The following is a 25,265-nucleotide window of genomic DNA, read 5'->3' as shown; positions in this document are numbered from 1 at the left end:
ACGTCTTTGATACCGGTGTTTCGTCTCGACGGCTTTTAGGCGTCGATGCAAAGCGGCAGCGCCGGCAAGTTGCCGCCTGCTACACGCCTGGAGTGTGTGGGGCTTGGATGACGCCGTCGTAACAACAGCTCGCGCATGACGCGCATGGCGACAATGTCCGGCTGTGATTCACTTTCACAGATTTGACGCATACACGCTGCGATGCGCGACACAACGCGTTGCCTAGTAACGAGAAGCCTTGCAACGCAGGCGCTCCTGGCGCAGGTTGATTGTTGCACGCGGTGATGACGATCCGGTGCACGCGGACAGGTGCGAGCAGAAAACAACCAGCTCAGACCTAGGGACAGCCGACAGATGTCGATCGCAGTGCAAATGTTGATGGTTGCCGGGCTTTGTCTTTGCGCATTGTTTGCGCGCGCTGCGGAACTTGCGGCAGGCGGCGAGGTCGTCGTCAACAATCCGGTCGAAGTCCAGCCCTTGCAACAGTTGAGCGCGACCATCGACAAGCCGCTGTTCTCGCCGGCGCGGCGTCCGCCGGCCAAGCCGGTCGCGCCGGTGGCGCGGCAGGAAGCGCCACCGCCACCGCCGCCGCCGAGCGTGGTGGTGCTCGGCATTGTCAGCGAGAATGGCGACGGTCGTGCCGCGATCCGTGCCGCGAGCAAAGGCGACAAAGTGATGCGCGTACGCACCGGTGACGACGTGAGCGGCTGGAAGGTCGAGCGGATCGAGCCGCGCCGGCTTGTGCTCAAACAGGGGGAACGCTCGGTGGATTTCGCCCTGTTCACCGGCGCGGCGAAGCCGCCGAAGCCCGCCGAGCGGCCGCTCCGGCAGTCCAGAGCAGCATCGCCAACCAATTGACGCGACGGTGTTTTTGAACTGGCCGGTTCGCGCCGAGGTTGAGTTCCACCGCAGGGTTAAAACTTTTTTGCGAAATCGCTTCGCGTTAGCTCGTCTCAAACTGTCTTAAGATCAGAGAGGCGTCCCGAACTGTCGGGCGTGTCCGCTCGCGGGCGGCTGCGCCAGCAGGGTTGCGCGCTTTTCACTGAGATGTCGGCATCGGGCCAACTGATCGCAGGCTGGCCGGTGCCTCGTTGCGTCACGATCGTTCGCATCGTCTGCTGCATTGGAAGGCCCGCATGCATTCGCTCCCTCGCTCGATCTCGCGCCGTGGCCTGTTGCTCGCAGGTGCAAGTTCGATCGCGATCGCAATGAGCTCGCCCGCGGCGGCGCGCCCGTTCGGCGCCTGGGGTGGCGTCAGCAGCGCGGCCACGCAGGCGGCGATCAGCGCGGCGCAGGATGCCGCACAGCAGGCGCAGCAGGCCGCGCAGAACTCGCAAGCGTCGATGGCACGCGCCGCGCAGGCGATCCAGGCATTGCAGGCGGCCCAGAGCGTCGCGCGCGGGTTGGCAGCGAGCGCGCCGAGCGCAGTGCCGAACGGCCTCAATGCCGGCGGCCTGGTGCCGAACAGCGGCCTGGCCGCGCCCGGCGTCGCCAATCCCGTCACCAACTGGGTCGGTGCCGCCACGCCGACGCAGACCAGCAGCGGCGGCCAGACCACGGTCAATATCAACCAGACTCAGCCCCAGGCGGTGTTGAATTGGCAGTCGTTCAATGTCGGCAGCGGCACGACCGTCAATTTCAACCAGCAGGGCAACGCGAACTGGGCCGCGCTCAACAGGATTGCGTCGGCCGGCGTGCCGAGCCAGATTCTGGGAACGATCAGGGCCGACGGCGCGGTCTACCTGATCAACCAGAACGGCATCATCTTCGGCGGCACCAGCCAGATCAATGTGCACACCTTGATCGCCTCGACGCTGGATCTGCCGTCGCAGCTCAGCGGCAGCAATTATAAGGGATTCCTGCAAAGCGGGCTGTTCTCGCAGCTCGGCAACGTGCCGGTCAGTGTTGTCCCTCCCAATACGGCTTCGGGTGCTGCGATCTTCAACGTGGGCAGCGGCAGCGGAAAGGTCACGGTCCAGCCGGGTGCGATCATCGACACAACCGGCAAGCTGAGCGCGAATGGCGATGGTGGCTACGTCGCGCTGCTCGGCGACGGCGGCGTCAGCAATGCCGGTGCGATCACCACCAGGAACGGCCAGATCATCCTGGCGTCGGACAGCTCCGTCACCCTGGTAACGCCGCTGTCGACCGCAGTCGGCGTCCAGACCGCGATGCGGGTGCTGGCCAATGGAGGCGTGGTAACGAATCAGGCTTCCGGCCTGCTGACGTCCAATTCCGGCGCGGTCACGCTGTCGGGCGGATCGATCAACCAGCTCGGTGGCATCGTCGCGACCACCTCGACCACCCGCACCGGCTCGATCAACATGAACACGGCCTGCGTGCAAAGCGGCTGCGCGTCCGGTGCCGACGGCAATATCGTGCTGGGGTCGGCGAGCCTCACGTCGATCCTGCCGGACGAGACCAGCGGAACCCTGCCGACCGCGACGCTCAACACACCGACATCAGCGAACGGCGCCAGCAACGCGCCGTATTTCCAAACGGTGCTGCAGCCGCAGCTCAGCATAACGGCGGTTGGCAGCGTCGATGTGCAGGGCACCGGCGCGGGTGCCGCCGGTGCCATGATCAAGGCGCCGGGCGCCGCGCTGACGATCGGCGCCGACAGTGTTGCCGGCACGGTCCTGCTCGAGAAGGGCAGCACCATCGATCTCTCCGGCATCACCGGGGTCACGCTGCCGATGTCGATCAATCAGATCAGCATCCTCGTCACCGCGGCGGAGGTCGCCGACAGCCCGCTCGCCCAGGCCCTGATCGGCAAGACCGTGACCATCGATGCGCGCCTCGGCGGCACGCGTGCCGACGGTGTGAAATGGGTCGGCTCGCCGCTGCTCAACGCGGCCGGCTATGTCGGGCTGATCCCGCAAAGCATAGACCAGATCCTCACGGCTGGCGGCAGCTTCTCGACATCAGGAAAGAATGTCGTGCAGCAGCCGGGCGCGACCATCAACGTGTCGGCCGGCTATGTGCAATACACCGGCGGCTTGATCAGCACGACGCGCCTGCTGGGTGCCGACGGGCGCGTCTACGACATCGGCCGCGCCGATCCCACCATTGCCTATGTAGGCGTCGGCGGCGGCTTCACGGTCCTGCACAAGGTCAATGGCGTCGTCGATACCAAGCTGACTGAGATCTATCTCAGCCCCTGGGGCGGCAGCAGCAATTCGCATTATGAGGCGAGCTACATCACCGGCGCCAATGCCGGCTCGGTCACGGTCGCGGCCGTCAATCCGATCGTCAACGACATCATCGGCAACGTGGTGGCGGGCAGCCGGCAACGCGCGCTGGCGGGATCGTCGAATCTCTCGTCCGCCGACCAGATGCCGAAGGGTGCGTCGCTGAGCATCACGTTCGCGAATCCGACGGGCACCGGCAACCCGAACAATTTGGTGCTCACGTCGCAGGCCGCTGCCGGGGCGGATCCGTACGGTCTCGGCGGCTTGAACTTTGCCAACGCGTCGAGCTGGTCGCCTACGCTCGTCAACGGCCTGTTCCCGATCTTCACCGACCTCCTCTCCAATGCATCGCTCGGGGCCGTCTCGATCACGGGCGCGCATCGGCTAGACATGACAACGAATGCCGTTCTGTCGGTGCGGCCTGGTGGCAGCATCACGCTGGACAACGTCGCCACGATTGACGGCACACTCAGTGCGCCCGCCGGCCAGCTCAGCCTTACCGGCTTCACCTATCCCGTCAAGTTTCAGCCGGCGCAGCCGCCGGTTCCGGCCCTGGTCATCGGGCCGCATGCGGTGCTCGACGTGCGCGGGCGCTGGGTTAACGACACAGGCTTGTCGGCGGATCAGCTCGAGGGACGCGCTTACGTCAACGGCGGCAGCGTGAGTATCTCAACTCTCTCAGCCAGCAACGGGCCGAGCAGAGGTGACGGCGCCTTCGTCGACGTCACTCAAAGCATCGTGCTCTCGCCTGGCAGCGTCATCGACCTGTCCGGCGGCGGTTATGTCGATACGACCGGCAAGGTCAAGATCGGGTCCGATGGCTTGCCGGTCGGCAAGGGTGGTAGCTTGACCCTATCCCTCTACACCGGCGCCTTCTCCGGTAATCTTGGTAGCAATGAAAGCCCTGCCGACTTCAACGTCCTCCCGCACGGCACCAATCCGGATGGCACCGTCAACTATCCCAACCAGGCCAATGTGCTGCTTGGCGGCACCGTCTACGCAGGCGGCTTCGATGGCGGCGGTACGCTGACATTGCAGGCCTCGACCATTGCGGTCGACGGCGCGACCGCGGATGTGACGTCGTATGTTTCCACGAATACGGCAAACGCCGTCGCCCTCCAAAGCGGAATCCCTGTCGCGGGCATGGCCGTATCGGACGCGAAGGCCGGTCGGGTGGTTCTGCCGCCTTCGTTCTTCACCAGCGGCGGATTCTCCCAGTACACCCTGACCGATATTTCTGGCGGGGTCACCGTGACCGCGGGCACGCAGCTGCTGCTGCAGAAGCAGCCGAGCGCCGTGCTCTCCGGCCGCGAGGTGAAGATTCCGACCGGCGCGCGGGTGCGCGACTTCGCGTCCCTGGGACTGGTGCCCGATGGCTTGCGCAAACCGGTCAGCCTGACGCTGGGCGGGACTAATGTGCTGGTCGATCGTGGCGCCGCCATCGTCACCGATCCGCTGGCCACGGTCGCACTGAATGCGGTTGCGACGGCCGCTATTCGCGGCAACATCGTCGTGCCAGCGGGCAGCATCAATGCAACGGGTACGGAGGTGCGCATCGGTGCGACCGCCGTGCTCGATGTGAGCGGCGTGTTCGTGCCCAATCCGCAGGTGACCGCCTATTCGACGGGCACAGTGCGCGACGCCGGCACCATCTCGCTGTTGGCGACCAGCGTGGTGGCGGAGCCCGGCGCGCAGTTCAATCTGCAGGGTGCGGCGGTGACCGCGGAAAGCAACCTGATCCAGTTGCCGCAGGCTGGTTTCGGACCGCACGTCGTCGGGCAGGCGGCCTGGAGCAACGGCGGCAGTCTGCAGCTGTCCGGCAGGACGGTCTATTTTGCCGGGTCCGTCGATGCGGCGGGCGGAGCACCGCTTGCGACCGGCGGCAGCCTGACCATCGGCGTCGTCAATGACACCGCGAAGGGCGCTCCGCCGGCGCCGGACATCATCACGGTGCAGCAGCCCGGCGTGGTCGCAGCGAACCTGCCGGCTTTGGGCGCGTCGGCGACAGCGGGTGCATTCATCGGGGCCGATACGCTGAGCAACAGCGGCTTCGATTCCGTGACGCTCAATGCTCAAACCATTGCGTTCGGCGGCTCGGTCAATGTCAGGATTCCCGGCGCCCTGACCCTTAACGCGCGTGCCGGACACATCGCGATCGCGGACGGGTCGGTCGTCAATCTGAACGCCGGCTACGTTCGCTTGGTCGGACTCGTGCCCAGTGCCCAGTCGATCGTCCCGACTGCCGGCGCCGGCACGTTGAACGTGACGGCTCAATGGATCGACCTCGAGCGCGGCATCGGGCTCGACAACGCCGGCAGCGTCAACCTCACCAGCGCGGGCGCCATCCGGTTGCTGCCGCAATATTATGGTTTCGTCGACGGCAGCTTTGGCGCGGGAGAGACGACGTTCGGTGGAGCGCTGCTGGTTCCCGGCAATCTCACGCTGCGCGCGGCCGAGATCTACCCGGTCAGCAACACCGCGTTCCTCCTGATGTCGACCGGCGCGTCGGGCGCGATCACGATCGCACAGAACGGCATTCCGACGCCGCCGCTTTCGGCGGGCGGAAGCATTGTGATCAGTGCACAGAACATCGTGCAGGGCGGCACGCTGTGGGCGCCGCTCGGCAACATCATCCTGGGCGTGCGGACCAGCAGCGACGTCCCGGCCCAATTCATCAACGCGATTGCCAACGAGGGGCACGTCACCTTCGCCTCGGGGACCTTCACGCCGACGGCGAGCGTGACGCTGGCAGCGGGCAGCCTGACCTCCGTGTCGGCAGCCGGTCTGGTCGTGCCGGATGGCTACACCGTCGACGGCACCACCTGGTATCAGGGCGCTTCTACCAATCAGGGCGTGCCAGTGCTGGCCGCGCCGCCGAGCAAGTCGATCGACCTGTTCGGTACGAACGTGGCGACCCAGTCGGGCGCCTTGCTCGACCTCAGCGGCGGCGGCGATATCTATGCGACGGAGTTTGTCGCAGGCACCGGCGGCAGCCGCAACGTGCTGACGACTTACCAGCAGAACCCTGCGAATGGCAGCGCCATACCGACCTATGCTGACGGTCGCCAGATCTATGCGCTGGTCCCGACCTACTCGGCCGGCGTTGCCGCCTACGATCCCAACTTCGCCTTCGCGCCATACTCTTCCGGCCTGGTGGTACCAGCCGGCAACAGTACGAATGGCGCCCCTGCGGGAAGCGTGCAGCCGTTCGCGAATGGGATCGCGCCGGGCCAGTCGGTGACCATCGGTGCCGGCAGCGGCATCCCTGCCGGCACCTACACGCTGCTGCCGGGAATGTACGCAACGCTGCCCGGCGCCTACCGCGTCGTCCAGGTTGCAAACAACGTCAATCCGAATGCGGTCGCCGGTACCTCGAGCTCGGACGGCTCGCGATATGTCACCGGCACGTTCGGCAATCAATTGACCGGCGCGCGTTCGTCGCAATCCGCCGTATTCCAGCTGCAGTCGCAATCGGTCTGGTCGCAGTATTCGCGCATCGACATTACCTCGGGAACAACCTACTTCCGCAACCAGGCGCTTGCGGCAGGAAATGCTCCGCCGCCGCTGCCGATCGATGGCGGCGTGCTGGTGCTCGGCGCAACCAATTCGCTCAATCTTGCCGGCACCAACCGGTTTGCGCCCGGCACCAGCGATCTGGCGCCAGGCCTCGTCGGCGGCGGTGGCCAGGTGCAGATCAGCGGCAAGAACATCCTGGTCCTCGCTTCCGACAGAGCGGTGCCGGCCGGCGACTGCGTTGGAGGAAGCGCCGCCGGCTGCACGGACGCGAACAACTACCTCGTTCTCGATGCCGACCAGATCAGCGGGCTCGGGGCGTCCTCGGTGCTGATCGGCGGCACCGCTCAAGTCATCAACGGCGTGCAGAACATCACCGCCAGCGCGCTCAATCTCGAGGTCCTGACCGACGCGGCGCATCCGTTGACCGGGCCCGAGCTGCTTCTTGTCTCGCTCGCCGGCGACGGAGCTCTTGTCACCGGCAGGGGCCTTGTCATCGGTGACGGCAGCGTCGTCAGGGCGGTCGGCGCGGTGCCCGGCGGCACCGACCGTAACATCACGATCGGCTCGCTGCCGGTCAAACAGTCCGATGGCAGCTATGTGTTTGCCAGCGGCGACGGTGCGCTGCTGCGGGTTTCGAATGGCGACACGGTGACGGTCAGCCGAATCTATGTTCCCGGGCAATATGCCGGCAGCGGTCCGCCGCCGAGCAGCAAGGTTCCGCTGGGCGCCTTCTCGATCGGCGCCGGCGCGATCATCGATGGCGGCAATGCGCTGACGCTCGACACCAGCGGCAGCGGCACGCTCGCCTCCGACGCCATCCTGAATGCCAGGAATTACGACATCGCCGGATCGGTCATCAACATCGGCGGCGGCAGCACCGGCATTGTGTTGAATTCTACCATCCTCGCGAATTTCAACGATGCCGTCTCGGTCCGGCTGCGCAGCGCGACCGCGATCAATCTGTACGACGCCAACGGATTGCAGATCGGCGATGCTGCGCATCCGATCGGCACGCTGACCTTCGATGGCGCCGGGCTCTTCAGCCAGGGTGGCAACACCACGGTCAACGCCACCAACATCGATCTCGCCAACACCAGTGGCGCGACCGGGGTCGGCATCACCGGCGCCGGCGGCACCCTCACGCTCAATGCGTCGCAGGTCATCACCGAGGACGTCGGCGCCAAGCATCTCGGCGGCTTCAGCCAGATCAATTTCAACGCCGGCAAGGCGATCGCGTTCAGCGGCAACGGCACACTCGATACCGGATCGATTGCGGCTGCGGCGCTGGCGTTCAATGTCGGCGGCGTCACGATCTCGAACCCCGGCACCGGCTATACCGGAGTCCCGACCGTGACCATCTCGGGCGGCGGAGGATCCGGCGCCCAGGGCACCGCGTTGCTCGGCGTGGTCAGCTTCGCCGTCGTCAGTGGCGGTTCGGGCTACAGCAACGGCGATCCGGTCACGGTCTCCGGAACCGACAGTAACGGCAACCCGGTCACGGCGACCGGGACCGCCATCGTCGATGCCAACGGTGCGGTCACCGGCGTCAAGCTCACCTCGTCCGGCTCCGGCTTCCCCGGTTCTGTCGACTCCATCTCCGTCAACAGCGCCACGGGGGATGGCAGCGCCCAGTTGACCGCGGCGCTGGGCGTGGTCGGCGTGACCATCACCAATCCGGGCACCGGCTACACCAGCATGCCCACCTTCTCCTTCTCCGGCGGCGGAGGCGTGGCCACGGCGGCGCAGGTTCTCGTCAATGTGACGGGAATCAACCTGACCAATGCGGGTGACGGTTACCTGAGCACTCCGACCATCAAGATCAGCGGAACCGGCACGACGGCGACCGCCACCGTGTCCGGCGGCGCCGTCACCGGACTGGCGCTGACCAATGCCGGCACCGGCTATTCGAGCCTGCCGACCGTGACGTTCTCGGGCGGTGGCGCGGGCGCCGCGAACATGGTGCTGTCCGCCCCGGCGATCGTGGTCAACAGCGGGGCGACGCAATCGCTGAGCACGCTGGGCAATGTCAGCCTGCTCACCGCCGCAGGTAACAAGCCGGCGAGTGTCGCCAGCAATATCGGCGGCGCTCTCGCCATCGCCGGCGGGTCGATCACCGATAGCGCGACGATCCAGGCGCTGTCCGGCAAGGTCAGCCTGACCGCGACCGCCGGCGACGTCGTGCTGGGTAGCGGCGCGCTCATCAATGCGTCCGGCTCGCGCATTGCGATCCTCGACGTGGTCCAGGATGCACCCGGCGGCGACGTGCAACTCGCGTCGACGACCGGCAATGTGATTGTCGGGCAGGGTGCCACCGTCAGTGTTGCCGGGGCAGGCCGCGGCTTTGCCGGATCGGTGTCGATCCTGGCTGCAAACAGCGCGACGCTCAACGGCACCCTCGACGGTAGCGCTGCGTTCAAGGATCTCGGCGGCAATTTCACGCTGCAGGCGGGAACCCTCAATGGAGCGACCGGCCTGCCGCTCTCGGCATTCTCCGGCGGCTTCACGGTGCGCCTCGGCAATGGCGACATCCGCATCGATGCCGGCCAGACGCTCAGCTCCGGCAAGGTCCTGCTGGTTGCCAACAACGGCAGCGTGATCGTCAACGGCACCATCGATGCGAGCGGGCCGAGCGGCGGCCAGATCTCGCTCTATGGCGCCGGCGTCACCGCGGGCGGCGTCACCACCGGCGGCGTCAGTATCGGCAGCAGCGCCGTCCTCAATGCGTCCTACGCCGCAGGCAATCCATCCGACCCGGCCTACGCCACGGCCAGCCTGGTGCAGACCGGCGGTACCATCACGCTGGGCACCACCGGCACGCCCGACGCCGGCGGCGCCGTCAACGCCACCTATGGCTACCAGAACATGACGACCTCGGGCGCGATCAGCGTCGCCCCGGGGGCCATATTCGACGTCAGCGGTGGCCCGGGCGGGCCGAACATCAACAACTCCGGCGGTGCGGTCATCATCCGGGCGCCGATCCTCACCAACAACACCGTCAATGTCGATTTCCGCGGCACCGTCCGCGGCGTGCTCGATGCCAACGGCAACCCGATCGGCAAGGGTGTCGTGCTCAATCCCTACGCGGTGTGGAGCACCACCGACAGCTCGACCGGTGCACGGCACTTTGACGGCATCATCGATCCGGCCGGATGGTTCGACGCCGCCGGCAATCCGCTGCCGGGCACCGATCAGAACGGCAAGACGATCGTCGCGCCGACGCCGCAGGCGACCGGTACGGTATTCATCGTCTCGGCGCCGAATGCCGATCACGTCAGCTTCTATCAGAACACGCTGGCGGGCTTCGTCCAGAACCTGGCCGTGACGCCGGCGGGCGGCAGCGCGAGCTTCGCCAACATGCACGCGCGGCCGGAGATCGATCTGATCAATCCGAGCCTCAACATCAACAACGGCAACATCACGGTCGCCAGCAACTGGAATCTGGGCGCGGGCAGCGTCGACGCGTCCGGCCATGTCTCGCTGGTGTACCGCACCGCGACCGGCGGCGAGCCCGGATCGCTGGTTCTGCAGGCGAAGAACAACGTCAACATCAACGCGACGGTGACCGACGGCTTCTTCGTCAACTACACGCCGCGCGGCGGGGACGCGTCCGCGCTCTACGCCAGCGAGATCAATTCGAGCCTCTACAGCTCCTATCTCGGCATGTTCCAGAACGGCGTCCTGCAGTACAATTCAAGCGGCATCGTCGACTATCTGGTGAAGACCAACGGCTCGTGGTCGGGCCCGTCATCGCCCACGGCCTCGCCCAGCGCCGCGTTCTTCGGTCTGTCGGCTGCCGCCTATAACGCGCTCGCACTGCAGTTCAAGCTGGTGCAGCCGACTGTCATAAGCTCCAGCAATCCGGCGGTGATCGATCAGTACAATCTGTACTATTCCCAGTACCTGAGGATGTTCCGCGCCTACGAGACCGAGCTGGTCGGGGTCAACGTCAATGGGATCAACGCATCGATGACGGGCGTTTCGGCGCGCGGCGGCATCGTGCTGTCCTACGCAGACTTCGTGGCGTACACCAACACGCTGTCTGACAATCACGTGAAGCCGTCAATCAACGCGATCCCGGCGGCACCAACCACAAGGACACAATATTACAATCTGACCAACGGCATCGGAAAGTTGTTGTACAATTCGGGGACCGGCAACGTGGTCACCGGGGCGCAGGACTATGCCACTAAGTGGACGGCATACTTCCTCAGCGTCATCAATACCAATCTGGTGAACAACAATAAGGGCAAGTTGAACAATTTCGTCAGCCAACCGAATTTGCTGGGAGCCCTGGACCATGCGGCCGGAATCGACGTCGCCGACGGAATCCTTGCGGCTATCGCGGTGACGCCGCCGGCGGCGCCGCCGGCCTATACCACCCTGCAGGGGACATACGCGCCTTCGGGAGATCCGACACCTCCCGCCGACCGGATCGCGAACAATCCGACGATCTACAACCCGCCTGGTGGAAACCCCATCGTCGTCTTCAACACCACCGCGGCGTCGCAATTGATGTCGGCGGCGGTGAGCGGCAAGGGGAGCTTCTCCTACGATATCGTTGCCGGCGCGGCTTTCATCGGCAATACGCCATCGGTTGATCCCAACGCGGTGACCGCCTTGTCGTCGTTGCCGCCGACGGTGACGGGCAAGGTCACCATCGATGGCCACACCTCCTATCTGAACACCGAGCCAAACCTTGCAGGTGCCGGCACCATCTACATTCCGACGGTCGTGCGCACGGGCACCGGCTCCATCACCATCGCTGCGGCCGGCAATGTCGAACTGCGCGACCAGGTGGCTCCGGGCGCGGTCTACACGGCGGGCGCCGCCACGGCCACGCCCGCAGATTTCAATGCACCGACGCTATCTATCGGTTACGGTTTCAATCCGAACGGGCTTGTCAGCACGCCGACTTGGGCAACGGGCGGCGGGGCAGTCACCATCAGCGCTGGCGGCTCGATCATCGGCATCGAGATGCCGATCGATTCCAACGGCAGCCGGTTCGGCGTGCAGGGCGGGCCGGCCGGCCAGATGTGGAGCGACTGGTATGTCCATTACGGCCTCTCAAACGGCACGTCGACGCCGTTCGCGGCATGCGCGGCCTCGGGCTCTGTTGCCTGCCAGACGGCGGCTTGGGTCAATTACGCCACCTTCTTCCAAGGCTTCGGCGCGCTGGGCGGCGGCAACATCGCGCTTTCGGCGGGCGCCGATATCATCGATGTCGGCGCGTCGTTGCCGGAGACGCTCGTGGTCGGCGGCGGTTTTACCTCGGCCAATCCGCCAAAGATCACCTATTTCGGCGGTGGCAATCTCAGCGTAACCGCCGGCGGCAACCTCCTGAGCAGCGATTTCCTGGTTGGCCGCGGTGCCGGCCTGATCCGGGTGGGTGGCTCAGTCCAGGCCACCAGCAGCAATCCGTTGAACCAGGGCCTGCCGACGCTCGGAGTTACACTCGCCGCGAACTCCGTCGCCGGCACCTACCCGCTGCCCTTGTTGCTGGCGGTGCAGGACGGCTTCATCAGTTTGGCCGCGCGAGGTTCGGTGACGCTCGGCAACGTCTACGATCCCGCCGCATTGCCAGTCAATCTTGGGATCCAAGCCGACCCGACGCGATTTTTGCCTGGAGCATCGCCGGATGCTCGGAGCAATGGCAACGCCGCTTGGAGCAACTATTTCACTAGCTATGGCCCAGGCAGCGGCGTTTCGCTGACGAGCCTCACCGGCGATGTGACAGGCCCGACTGTGTCGGTGAATTCGATCCCAGGACTTTTTGTGCACAACGCGGGCGGTGTTCAGATCGGCGGTCAGGCAGACCCTGCGACCGTCGGTCTGCTGCTTCCCGCCACGTTCGATCTGATAGCACTTAACGGAAATCTGACCCTCAGCAAAACGGACGTCAGCAATCTGCTGCCGAGCAACACGGGCACGATCAATCTTGTCGCAGCCGGTTCAATTAGCCTCGGAGCCGGCCTCGCGATGCTAGATATCGATAGCCGCTTCACGCGATATATCGGCTCAAATGACACCTTCGTCAACTTGGCCGGTAACTCTATCAATCTCCTCGGAACTCCGTGGCCCACGCTGACCCAGGCGCTGCATGCCAACGATCCCGTGCCGGCCGTCATCGCGGCCGGCAAGGATATCTATGGCGTTGATCCCGTCAGCACTCTTGCCGCCAGCGTGACCCTGATCAAGCCGGCGCGGATCGAGGCCGGCCACAACATCTACGCGGGGCGGGCCCCGGGCGGCGGCGTCTCGACGACCAGCAATGGCACACCGCTGGGCGGCAACAGCCTTAATTTCCTCGGCCAGAACAACAATGCGACCGATATCACCAGCATCGTCGCCGGCAACGATCTGGTCGGCGGCTCCTATCTCCTCTACGGCCCCGGCACCTTCGTGCTGGAGGCCGGGCATGATCTAGGTCCGTTCTCGCCGTCCGACTCGTCGACACGCGGCATCGCGACGATCGGCAACGGCAGCGCGGCCGGCGGCGCATTCGCTAGTGCTCTTCCCAATAATCCTCTCAAGCCTTATTTGCCGTCCAAGGGAGCCGAGCTCGATCTGCTGTTCGGCGTGAAGCCCGGCATCAACTATGCCGCGGCGATCGCCAACTACGTCGATCCGGCGCAGGCCGGCACCGGCGGTATCGACTTCCTCACCGATATCGCCGCCGTGCTCGGCCAGCCGCGCGATCAGGCCTGGGCCACTTTCAAGGGCCTGCCGCAGGCGCGGCAGCAGCTGCTCGTCAACCGCGCCTTCCTCGATTTCCTGATCCAGGTAGGCAAGGACTTCAAGAATCCGGATAGCCCTTATTTCGGCCAGAACGCCCGAGCCTATACGGCGATCTCCACGCTGTTCCCGGCCGGCTACGGCTACACCGACAACAGCCTGAGCGTCGCCGGCAAGGCCGCGCCGAAGATCGCGACCGGCAGGTTCAATGTCGCGGCCTCCGTGCTGGAGACCCAGATGGGCGGCGACGTCAACATCCTCGGGCCGGGCGGCGGCATCACCGTCGGCCATTCCTCGCTCGATACCTTGAGCCCAAGCCAGGAAGGCATTCTGACCCTCGGCGGCGGCGCCATCCGTGCCTTCGCCGACGCCTCGATCCTGGTCAACCAGAGCCGCATCATGACCCAGCAGGGTGGTGACATCGGCCTGTTCACCGCCAATGGCGACATCAGCGCCGGCGCGGGACCGAAGACCTATGTCTCGAGCCCTGCGCTCGGCGAGATCTGCACCCTCGGCGGCTATTGTTACATCAATCCGCAGGGGCTGGTCACCGGCGCCGGCATCGCCGCGCTGGTCACGCTGCCCGGACAGGATCCGACCAAGAGCAACGTCACCCTGGTCGCGCCCCGCGGCACCATCGATCTCGGCGCGGCGGGCGTTCGCGGTCATGATCTCATTTTCGTGGCGCCGGTCGTCCAGAACGGGTACAACGCGCAGGCCACCGGCACGGAGACAGGGCTCACAGCCCCACCATCCGCGAACACGGCGCTGGCCGGAGTCACCAACAACGCGGCGGCGGCGACCCAGCAGTCCGGCCAGCCGGCGCAGAACAAGCCCAACGACCAGCCTTCGGTCGTGATCGTCGAGGTGCTGGGCTATGGCGGCGGTGGCGACGACGCGACGCCGGCCGGTAGCAGCGGCAGTGGCGACAGCCAGAAGCAGAACGGCAGCGACGACGAGCACCGCCGGCAGCAGCCGTAGCCTGTCGTTGGCCTCACGGTGAAGGCCAGTGAATGCATGCAACCTCGTCATTGCGAGGAGCGAAGCGACGAAGCAACCCATGGTTCCGCGCGTGTGGACGGATGGATTGCTTCGCGGAGCCTGTCATCCGGCGGCGCTTCGCGCCGACCGGGTGGCTCGCAATGACGGGGATTGAGCTTTGCGCTTCGACCGCAAGGTTCGACGCGCCTTGCAACGCTCCGTGAGGTCTCATGATGTCATCCCCGTCAACCGCGTCCGCGCCATCGCTTCCCGTTTCCGAGACCGACCCGCTGAGCACGCTGCTTGCAGCCGAACGGCTTACCGCTGTGGTCGATATCGGCGCCAACCCGATCGACGTCCCGCCCTATCTGCCGCTGCTGCAGAAACGCCTGTGCCGGCTGTTCGGCTTCGAGCCGCAACCGAGCGCGCTGGCCGAGTTGAATGCCCACAAGAGCGAGCTCGAGACTTATCTGCCTCATGTCGTCGGCAGCGGCGAGCAGGCCCGCCTCCGCGTCTGTGCCGCACCCGGGATGACCAGCCTGCTGGAGCCCGACCCAGTCATGCTGAAGCACTTCCAGGGCTTCAACGAATGGGCCCGCATCATCGCCGACAGCAGGATCGCGACGCATCGGCTCGACGATATCGGCGAGATCGATGCGATGGATTATCTCAAGATCGACGTGCAGGGCTCGGAGCTCGCGGTTTTCCAGAACGGACGGCGGCGGCTCGCGGAAGCGGTCGTGATCCAGACCGAGGTCTCGTTTCTGCCGCTGTACAAGAAGCAGCCGGTGTTCGGCGAGATCGACCTCGAGCTGCGCAGCCAGGGCTTCATCCCCCATGCCCTGCTGGCGATCAACAAGCGGATGATCTGGCCGATGCGCGGCGTCAATGCCTATGAGGCGTTCAACCAGCTGCTCGAGGCCGACGCCGTCTATGTCCGCGATTTCACCAAGGCCGACGCGATGAGCTCCGAGCAGCTCAAGCATCTCGCCCTCGTCGCCCATCACTGCTACGGCTCCTACGATCTCGCGGCGATCTGCATCCAGCATCTGCTCAATCGCGATGCGATCATCCCCCAGGCCGGAAGCCGCTATTTCGAGCTGGTCGCCGCGCAGCGCGCCGCCGCCACGGCCGGCTGATATGGCAACGAAACAGCCGGGCCTCGATCGAGAGCCCGGCTGCTGAAGTCTTGAAGATCGTGATCCGGATCGTCCCGGATCACGATCCGATGTCGGCGTCAGTTCGCGCCGCCGGTGACGCCGGCGCAGCCGTCGGTTTGCGTGCCCGACGTGCTGTAGGCCGCGATCGCGGTCGGCAGGCCGCCGGCCGCGCTCGATGTCAGATAGGCGTTCAGGATGTTGGTGGCCCACAGGCCGTCGAGTTCGTGGAAGCCGTTGTTGCGGATCACCCGGGCGACGTTCGGATCATAGCCGGGATTGTCGGAGTTCGAGGTCGCCGGATTGTAGTTCGGCAGCCCGGTGATCGATCCGCCGAAGTACCAGGCGAGCCAGTTCTTCACAGCAGGCACCCGCGTCCCGGCCGTGTCGCTGTAGCAGCTATACACGTTGAGGAAGCTCGCGCCGGTGATCGGATAGTCGCTCTGCGTCTGCAGCGGGATGCCGATGACGGACAGGCCGTCATAGGTCACGCCGCCGACGACGGTGCCGGCGGGATAGACCTGGGCATACAGGTTCCAGGCATCATAGCTGCTGTTGACGCTCGGCGCGGTCAGGTTGGAAAACGCCAGCTGGGCATTGTTCGGCGTCGGCCGGACGAAGTTTTGCGCCCTGCCATTGCTGCCGGTCTGACCGGGGTGATAGACGCCGAGCAGGCGCTGCCGTTCGTTCTGGACGCTGGCCGACAGCGGTGCCGCCGCGGAGATCGTGGTGCCGGCGATTTCCTCGGTCACGGTCTGCGCATAGGGCTGGGTGAAGTCGGCGCTGAGATAGCCGATGCGGCCGGCGAAGCGCGGATCGGTCCCGATCTTCAGCGCTTCGTGGTTGCTGCCCGACGCGCTGATCCAATGCGGATCCGGACGTTCCTCATCGTCGTCCACGTCGAACGGGTCGCTCTGGTCGGAGCTGCTCACCGCCCTGATGTTGTCGAGCAGGCGGGAGAACTTGCCGGACGGCAGGTTCGCCGTGGTGCTGCCGCCGACGCCGACGCCGGTGAAGATCTTCTTGTAGTTATAGGTGCCGGTCGGGTCGAGTAGCGGGCAGAGGTTGGCGAGGTAGTTGGTCAGGATGAAGCTCGCGCCGGCATCATCCACGCGGTAGACCACCTTGATCGGCAGCCGGCCGCTGGTATAGGCGACCGGGGTCAGCGAACCGTTGGTGTTGGCGTCGTAAAAGTGCTGGAATTGCTGCACGCCGTGGGCGTCGAGCGCGGGGATCAGCGTCGAGGTGTCGTGCCAGTCCGTCACGGTCGCCGAGAAGATCGCGCAGAGCTGCGCGGCGGAGAGCTGGATCGCTCCGCCGGCCTGGTTGTTCGGCGACAGCGCCGACTGGTTGGTCCAGGTCACGCCCGAAGCGGAGTTCGACGTGTTGACCGCAATCGCAACCGGGACCTCCATGGCCGGCACCTGGATCGGCGCGCCGACGGCTGACGGATTGAAGCTGGCGGCCGTGCTGCTCAGGGCGCCGATCAGCAACGTGTTCTGCCAATTGGTCGACGGGATGAAATTGCTGAACGAGATCGTGGTCAGGCTTGCAATCGAGCTGGCGAGCGGCGCGTCGCTGGCGGCGAAGTCGAGCCGCGGATAGGGATAGCTCTTGAAGGCCGAATTGGCGGTGTCGCGGAACGCCGGCTTGGCCGAGGGCTTGCGCACCACGGCCGGCGCGGAGGCCGGGCTGCCGCGGAACAATTGCTGCGCATCGTCGGCGATGTAGGCGCGCTGGCCGTTGCCGGAGCCGACGGCGGCGAACAATCCCTCGATCGAGGTCGAGAACAAGGTGCAGCTGGTCGGCAGCAGGTTCGGGCTCGGCGTCGCGGTCGAGAAGCTCGGCGAGAATGCCTGGCCGTCATTGGCCAGCGTCGCGCCCGCATAGCAGTCGAAGATCTGCCGCAGCGCCAGCGACGACAGCGTGCTGCCGCCACCGTAGATGCCGGTTTGGGCCGCAGCCGGTTGCTGGGCTCCGATCATGGCGGCGGCCGACAACACGACCAGCGAGGTCGTGCCCAGCACGCGTTCGGCGAACGATTTCGTCTTCATGATAACCTTCCCTGTTTTTGTTGCGTGACACAGAAGCGCCGCGTGACCGCCTGACGGCCTCGTGATGTCCAGAACGTCTTGTTCGATGGCAGTGAATGGGACGGCGATGAAGAAGACCTTGCAGGAACGTCTCAAGACAATCGAAGCTGTTCGCCGCCCAAGGTGAACAGCCCTGCGCGGCGTGTGTCGGCTTCGGCGCCGATGTGGCTCACACCCCTTAGACAATCTGAATTGGTGCGATGCGCAGGAGCTCGTGGTGATTTTTCAGACGAGTGGAGTTCTCGGACAAGTGGCGTCTCACCGGAGCAAAGCGCAAGCGCCGCGACCTGATGTGGGGGCCGGATGACAAAGGAGCTGACGGCACCGCGCGAGACGATCCCCGTTGCCGCAATTGATCCCCAACCCGCGGCTATCCAACGCGCGTGCGAGACTGTAATGAGGGCGCGGCCTGCGTGCGTCGGGGGGCGCCGGCGGCCTGCGGTCGCTTGTCACCAGGCGATCGCTCTCACGAAATAACGATGGATTTGACGTGGCGAATACCAAGAAGGCCCGCGCTGCTGCTGGCGCGACGAAGAACAGCAAGGGAGCGGCGCGTTCCGGGATATCATCTTCCTCGCCCCTCGGCATGTTGGCGCTGCACCTCCGCGAGCAATGGAAGCAGTCCGGCCGCGACGGCGTCGTTTTCCTTGCAGAGAGCGAGAACAGGGCCGAGCGCCTCGGCAGCGTGTTGCATTCGCTCGATGCTTCGCTCGAGGTGCTGGTATTCCCGCGGCTGAATACCTTGCCGTTCGACGGGCTGGAGCCGTCGCGCGAGATCGCCGGCCGGCGCAGTTCGGTGTTGCGGCGTCTTGCGAAGCGCAAGAAGCCCGTCTTCCTGGTGTCGACCGCGGAGGCGGTCATGGAGCGGCTGCCGTTGCCCGCGAGCTGGGGCCGCCTCAGCATCAGCTTGAAGGTCGGCGCGCGCCATTCCGAGCAGGATCTCAAGGATCGCCTGGAGGCGCTCGGATACGATCTCGACGAAGAGGCGGATTATCCCGGGAGCGTTCTGTTCCACGGCATGACGTTCGAAGTGTTTCCGGCCGGCGGCCTCGGGCCGTTCAGGATCGAGCATTCCGGCGACGTGATCCGCAGGATCGCCCGCGTCGATCCCAACGAGCACGACGTCGTCTTCGACACGCAGGAGCTGCTGATCGATCCGATGTCGGAACGGATCGCGCTCGGCGGCAAGCGGGCGCAGCGGGCGGTGCTGCCGGATTATTGTGAGCGCGCACGCTGGATCGCGGACGCGGGCGTGTCCGGTCACGCCGATAGCTGGCTCAGCACGATCAAGGAGGCAGCCGGCCGCAGGGAGACCGAGCGCGAGTATTTTGCGCCTGCTGACTGGAAGCGGCTGACCAAACGCATGAGCGTGCTGCCGCGAAAGGCGGCGTTCACTCCGACGCCTGATTTCTCCAAGGTCGCCTCGTCGCGGAAGGCGCTCCGCGCCTTTGTCGCCGACACGGAGCGCGCCGGATCGCGGCTGCTGCTGGTTGCGGCGGTTGAGGACGACCTGCGCGCGATGGAGCGGATGGGCGGGATCAAGGCGGAGCGCTTCACCGACTGGGACGAGGCGGCGAACGGACGGGGCGGCGAAGCAGCGCTGCTGGCGGACTTCGACACCGGCTTCATCGGTTCGGGCCGCAAGCCGCTTGTCGTCGTGACGGCGACCGACGTGCTCGGCAGCCGGGCCCATCATCCGCAGCCGATGGCCAGAGCCTGGAGTGCGGCGTTCGATCATCCCGACGTGCCGGAGCGGGGCGCGGTCGTGGTTCATCTGCAGCGGGGGCTCGCCGTGCTCGATGGCTTGCAGGCCCTCGACATGGGCAAGGGATCATCCCGCGAGATGATCAGGCTGGCATTTGCGGGCGATGATGCCGCGCTCGTTCCGCCCGCTGACCTCGCGCTGATCTGGCCCTATGCGGCGGAGCTCGGCAGGCTGACATTGGACCGGGCGGATGGCAGCACGTGGTGGGCGCGGCGCACCAGGGCGGAGCAGGAAATCCAGATCGCCGCCAAGGCGCTCGCCAAGCACATCGCGCAGCGGCGGCGCCGGCGCGCTCCGAAGCTGGTCGCTCCCGGTCCCGCCTACGAACGGTTCGTCGCGCGCTTTCCGTATTTCACGACCGTCGACCAGGCGAAGGCGATCCGCGATGTGCTCGACGATCTTGCGTCGGGTCATCCGATGGACCGGGTCGTCTGCGGCGACGTCGGTTTTGGCAAGACCGAGGTGGCCTTGCGCGCGGCGGCGGCCGTTGCCCTGTCGGGCAAGCAGGTTGCCATCGTCGTGCCGACCACCGTTCTGGCAAGGCAGCACGTCGCAACGTTCCGCAAGCGCTTTGCACCGTTCGGCATCGAGGTGGGAAGCCTGTCACGCGCGACGTCAGCGCAGGAAATGCGAGAGACCAAGGAAGGCCTGCGAAGCGGCAAGATGAAGGTCGTGGTCGGCACGCAGGCGATCGCCTCGAAGGACGTGAAATTCGCCAAGCTCAGCCTGGTCATCGTCGACGAGGAGCAGCACTTCGGGGCCGCGGAGAAGGCGAAGCTCTCGGGGCTCGCGAAGGGCGTCCATACGCTCTGGATGAGCGCGACGCCGATCCCGCGCACGCTGGCGGCGGGTCTTGCGGGCTTCAGGGATCTGAGCGTGATCGCATCCCCGCCTGTGCATCGGCTTCCAATCGTGACCAGGATCGCGCCGTTGTCGGACGCGGCCATTGCCGCGGCATTGCTGCGCGAGCAGCGGCGTCACGGGCAGAGCTTCCTGATCTGTCCGCGCATCCAGGATCTCGATCCGCTGCTGGCGCGCGTGCAGGCGGTCGCCCCGGAGCTCCGCATCGTTTGCCTGCATGGCAAGCTCCCCGCCGACGAGCTTGACGACCGCATGATGAGCTTTGTCGAAGGTGAGGCCGACGTTCTGCTGGCGACCAATATCGTGGAGAGCGGTCTCGACATTCCCCGGGCGAACACCATCGTGGTCTGCTGGCCGGAAAAGTTTGGCCTCGCGCAGCTGCACCAGCTGAGGGGACGGGTGGGGCGCGGCGGAACGCGCGCCTTCGCGTACATGCTGACTGAATCGAGCTCGGAGCAGTCCGGCAAGCGTCTGGCGGTTCTGGAGGAGTTCAGCAGGCCGGGTGCCGGCTTTGCGATCAGCGAGCGTGATCTGGACCTCAGGGGTGCCGGAGATTTGTTGTCCGAGCGGCAGTCCGGCCACGTGCAGGTGTTCGGACCGGTGCTGTACAGCCACCTTCTGAAGCAGGCTTCGGAGAAGGCCAGCGATCGGTCCGGCGATCTGTGGGTGCCGGACCTCAATATTCCGGTCGCGGATCTCTTGCCGAGGAGTTACGTGCAGTCGGAATCGATGCGCCTCGAAATCTATGGCCGCGTCGCGAGGTGCCGGAACGAGGACGATCTGGAAGATCTCGAGGAAGAGACCTCTCGCCGCTTCGGCAGGCTGCCGCCGGCGGGGCGCGACTTCTTCGCGGCGGCAAGACTGAGGATCGATTGCAAGCGGCGCGGCATCGTCAGGCTCGACGTCGGACCGGAGGCCGTCGCAGCGACGTTCCTGCCTGGGCGGTTGCCTAAATCCAGAGCGCGATCGCTACAACGTGACGGCGATCGCGTCTTCTACTCGGGCCGGACGCAAGAGCCGCCGTTCGAGCGGATCAACGATCTGCTGGATATCCTGGACGAGTGACTGCGACGGCGTTCGTCGGCGGCGTCATCTCACGGCGTCGCGCCTTGTGACTGCTTCACGCATGCAGTGGAGATATTTCATCGCGTGGCTGCTGCGGAGAACGAATCGACTGATCTGCGGACTGACATCGCGGTGACATGTAGCGCCGCTAATGCAGACAACAAGCGGTCCGTCCGCCGTCTTCGTGCCTGCTCCGAGCCGATCGGAAAGCCCCCTTCCAGGCGCGAGTCGACGGTATTTTGGGCGGGCTATGTTCTACAGATAGCGGTTTTTTTGGACTGAAACAGTCTGCCCGTGGCCGGAATCAGTGCCGCCAAAACGGGCTCCGATTTTCGCCTTCTCCGTAGGACTACGCGTTTTGCACACCGTTCCGCCCGGTGTTGCCCAATTTGTGCCCGCTAGCGGTAACTCCAAATATTATGTATATTTTTCAATGACTTGCTGAAATGCCGCAGTTCAAAAGCCCGTGATATTTGTGCAACATTTGCCCAAAAACAGCCGCAACTCCTGCCAAGGCGAGCGGTCTTTTGTTGCGTGATCGGGGGCCTTCTGTCTCATATGGAACTGCGACGGAGGGGGGCATCCCAAGGTCGTCCCGTTCTAGGTGGTTCGCTTAAGTCCCTCGCGTTCATGCGGGTGTGTCCGAAGGCGCGAAGCGACTGAGCGGGGATTTAAGGGACAAAGGGAACCAACCTGAGGGTGTTTTACCCGGCGGATCCGGAACCTTCCCTGAGATAGAGCAACTTGGAGGTTTAACATGAAGATGGTTAAGAGCCTTATCCTCGGCTCGGCGGCGGCACTCGTCGCGGTCGGCGGAGCTCAGGCGGCCGATCTTCCCGTCAAGGCCAAAGCGGTCGAGTACGTGAAGGTTTGCTCCCTGTATGGTCCCGGTTTCTATTACATCCCGGGCACCGACACCTGTATCAAGCTGGGCGGCTACCTGCGCGCCGACGTCGTCGTGAACTCGAACTCGGATCACACCGGCAACACCTCGGGTGCCGGCGGTGCAAACAACCGGTTCACCAACGGCTACACCTGGCGCTCTCGTGAAGACCTGAACATCGATACGCGTACTGCGACCGAATACGGTGTCGTCCGTACCTTCTTCGATGCGACGTTCTCGTGGACTTCGGATACCTACGCCGGCCAGGGCAACGGTGCGACCGTTTACTCCCCGATCGGCGCGGTTCAGGCCCCGAACAACGCGAACTCCGGTGCGGTTGCAGGCGGTACGGTTGGCGTCTACTACGCCTTCATCCAGTTCGCCGGCTTCACGATGGGTAAGGCAGTCTCGCAGTTCTCGGCTCCGTGGGCCAACTATCCGGGCAACAACTTCGACGGCCTCGTCGGCGGCGGCGGTACTATCACTGGCGTGAACCAGTTCACCTACACCGCTCAGTTCGGCAACGGCGTGTCGCTGTCTCTGTCGGCTCAGGACCAGACCGCCTACTACCAGGCTGGCGTGAACAACATCCTCGCGGGTGGCGCTTACGGCACCAGCGATTACGCCGGCACGATTGCTCCGGACCTCGTCGCGATGCTGCGCGTCGACCAGGCTTGGGGTCTGTTCCAGGCGTCGTTCGCGGCGCATAACAACCACGCGGCCTACTACGGCGGCACTGAGTTGACCGGTCATCCGGACGACAAGTGGGGCTGGGCTGGTCAGCTGGCCTTGTCGATCAAGAACATTCCGACCGGACCTGGCGACACGATCAACGTGCAGGGCGTCTACACCAACGGTGCGACGCGCTACAACATCCAGGACCTCGCTGGTTCGGCTGGTGCGAACACCATTTATGGTGGAACCGGTCTGCCGGGCGCCTACCAGAGCGTTGGTATCGGCGTTGCGCCGGACAGCGTGTTCGGTGCTATCGGTGGCGTGAACACCGGGCAGCAGCTGGTCACGACCTGGGGCTTCCGCGGTGCATACGTGCACAACTGGAGCCCCTACTGGAACACCTCGATCTACGGTGCTTATGCCGGTATCACCTACAACGATACGGCTAAGACCCTGCTCTGCGGCGTCGGCGGCGTGGGCGGTTCGGTTCGGACCACCCTCAATGCTCTGGGCGGCGCGATCACCACCTGCAACCCCGACTACAATATCGCGCAGATTGGCACCCAGACCCAGTGGACCCCGGTCAAGAACCTGACCTTCACGGCAGACCTGACCTACACCCATCTGGATCAGAAGTATGCTGGTACGGTGGCGGCGCCCAGCGCCGCGATCGGCAAGCCTGCTGCTCTCTACGAGTTGAAGGACCAGAATACTGTGACCCTGCTGCTCCGCGCTCAGCGCAACTGGTAATACCGGTTGATCTGATAGCCAGCTAACAGAGCCCCCGGCGCCAAAACGCCGGGGGTTTTGCTTTGTTCGGGCAATGCGGCTGCTCTCACAAGAGCGCCATTTTTTCGTACGATGTCATATTTGGTTCATTAATCAGTACCGATCCACCGATGGATCGTTTTTGGCGACCGATGACGGTAGCTCAACAAATAATTCGGCTTATTCGCGAACAGCCGGGTCTGACCGAACGCCAGATTGCCGAGCGTATCTTCGGCGACGGAGGCTCCATACAGCGCGTCAATCCAACGTGCCGAAAGTTGGTGGCAGAGGGCTGGCTGGAGCGACATGGTCGAGGATGGGCGGCGGACCCGTTCACGTATCACGCCGCGAGACCCAACCTCTGAACCAAGATTGAGGTTGATTCGATTGTTTCGGCCAGCCAGGCATCGCGGGCCTGTCTGTAATGCGCCCCGGCGCTAGAACGCCGGGGGTCTTGCTTTGTGTGGGCGGCTCGCAGGTGTCACGCGGCGAGCATGTCGCGCACCATCGGCACCACCTTGCTTCCATAGAGCTCGATGCTCTTCATCAGCTTCTCATGCGGCAGCGGGCCCGCCGAATATTTCAGCTGGAAGCGCGCGGCACCGAGCGCCTTCACGGTCGCCGCGATCTTGCGCGCGACGGTTTCCGGCGCTCCGACATAGAGCGAGCCGTGCTCGGCCTCGGCGACGAACTCGTCGCGGCCCATCGGCGGCCAGCCGCGCTCCTTGCCGATCCGGTCACGCATCACCTTGTAGTGCGGCCACAGCTCTTCGCGGGCCTGCGCGTCGGTCTCGGCGACATAGCCCGGTGAATGCACGCCGATCGGCTGCGGCGTCCGGCCGAACTGCTGGTAGGCGCGCTGGTGCAGATCGACATAGGGCGCGAAGCGCTTGGGATCGCCGCCGATGATGGCGAGCATCAGCGGCAGGTCGTAATGCGCTGCGCGCACCACCGATTCGGGGCTGCCGCCCACGCCGATCCAGGTCTTCAGCCGGCCGCGCTCGACCGGCGGATAGACCGACTGGTCCTTGAGCGGCGGCCGCAGCTTGCCCTGCCAGGTCACCGGTTCCTGCTTCAGGAGCTCGGTGAACAGGTCGAGCTTCTCCTCGAACAGCTCGTTGTATTGCCTGAGGTCGAAGCCGAACAGCGGGAACGATTCGGTGAAGGAGCCGCGGCCGAGGATCACCTCGGCACGGCCGTTCGAGACCGCATCGACGGTTGCGAAGCGCTGGAACACGCGGATCGGATCGTCCGAGCTCAGCACGGTCACCGCCGAGCCGAGGCGGATATTCTCCGTGCGCGCGGCGATGGCCGCCAGCACGGTCTCGGGCGAGGAGATCGCAAAATCGGCCCGGTGGTGCTCGCCGAGCCCGATGAAATCGATTCCGAGCTGATCGGCCAGCACCGCTTCGTCGACGACGTTGCGGATCACCTGGGCGTGGGCCAGCGGCGCCCCGCCGGCGTCGTTGGTGACGTCGCCGAACGTATCGAGCCCAAATTCGAGGGAGGTCGTCATCACATAGTCCAGTTTGTCGGCGTGGCGGAGCATCCGCCACGGGCCACCCATCGCACGCAGGC

The 25,265-nt window shown here is 65.1% G+C and carries 7 protein-coding genes; 5 read left to right on the top strand and 2 right to left on the bottom strand.

What is annotated here, in order from left to right; all coding sequences use genetic code 11:
• Window positions 1-354 precede the first annotated feature (354 nt).
• The 3 genes from ACTUWL_RS06440 to ACTUWL_RS06430 all read left to right on the top strand — a co-directional run bounded on the left by ACTUWL_RS06440 (window position 355) and on the right by ACTUWL_RS06430 (window position 15,559).
• Complete coding sequence (locus tag ACTUWL_RS06440; protein ID WP_021077488.1) at window positions 355-858, top strand: hypothetical protein; 504 nt, start codon at window positions 355-357, stop codon at window positions 856-858.
• Between the two features lie 278 nt (window positions 859-1,136).
• On the top strand, window positions 1,137-14,420 hold the full coding sequence (locus tag ACTUWL_RS06435; protein ID WP_021077487.1) for a filamentous haemagglutinin family protein: 13,284 nt from the start codon (window positions 1,137-1,139) through the stop codon (window positions 14,418-14,420).
• 233 nt (window positions 14,421-14,653) lie between these two features.
• Entirely contained in the window at window positions 14,654-15,559 is a 906-nt protein-coding gene (locus tag ACTUWL_RS06430; RefSeq protein ID WP_021077486.1) for an FkbM family methyltransferase, read from the top strand.
• 98 nt (window positions 15,560-15,657) lie between these two features.
• Here ACTUWL_RS06430 and ACTUWL_RS06425 read toward each other — a convergent pair whose 3' ends face one another.
• Window positions 15,658-17,631, bottom strand: a complete 1,974-nt coding sequence (locus ACTUWL_RS06425; RefSeq protein WP_021077485.1) for a substrate-binding domain-containing protein — start codon at window positions 17,629-17,631, stop codon at window positions 15,658-15,660.
• A gap of 625 nt (window positions 17,632-18,256) precedes the next feature.
• On the opposite strand from ACTUWL_RS06425, the gene ACTUWL_RS06420 reads away from it, so the two are divergent.
• Together ACTUWL_RS06420 and ACTUWL_RS06415 are read left to right on the top strand one after the other, a co-directional pair.
• Window positions 18,257-21,361 (top strand): helicase-related protein, encoded by a 3,105-nt coding sequence (locus ACTUWL_RS06420; protein WP_021077484.1) that lies wholly within the window; start codon window positions 18,257-18,259, stop codon window positions 21,359-21,361.
• 757 nt (window positions 21,362-22,118) lie between these two features.
• A complete protein-coding gene (locus tag ACTUWL_RS06415) occupies window positions 22,119-23,669 on the top strand; it encodes a porin (RefSeq protein ID WP_021077483.1) in 1,551 nt (516 codons plus the stop codon).
• Window positions 23,670-24,168: 499 nt separating this feature from the next.
• Here ACTUWL_RS06415 and ACTUWL_RS06410 read toward each other — a convergent pair whose 3' ends face one another.
• On the bottom strand, window positions 24,169-25,203 hold the full coding sequence (locus ACTUWL_RS06410; RefSeq protein WP_035650457.1) for an LLM class flavin-dependent oxidoreductase: 1,035 nt from the start codon (window positions 25,201-25,203) through the stop codon (window positions 24,169-24,171).
• Between the last annotated feature and the right edge of the window lie 62 nt (window positions 25,204-25,265).

It is taken from the genome of Bradyrhizobium sp. WCU1, from assembly GCF_053474805.1.
Note: the sequence above shows the minus strand (reverse complement) of the source record. Positions and strands in the feature narration are given on the sequence as shown.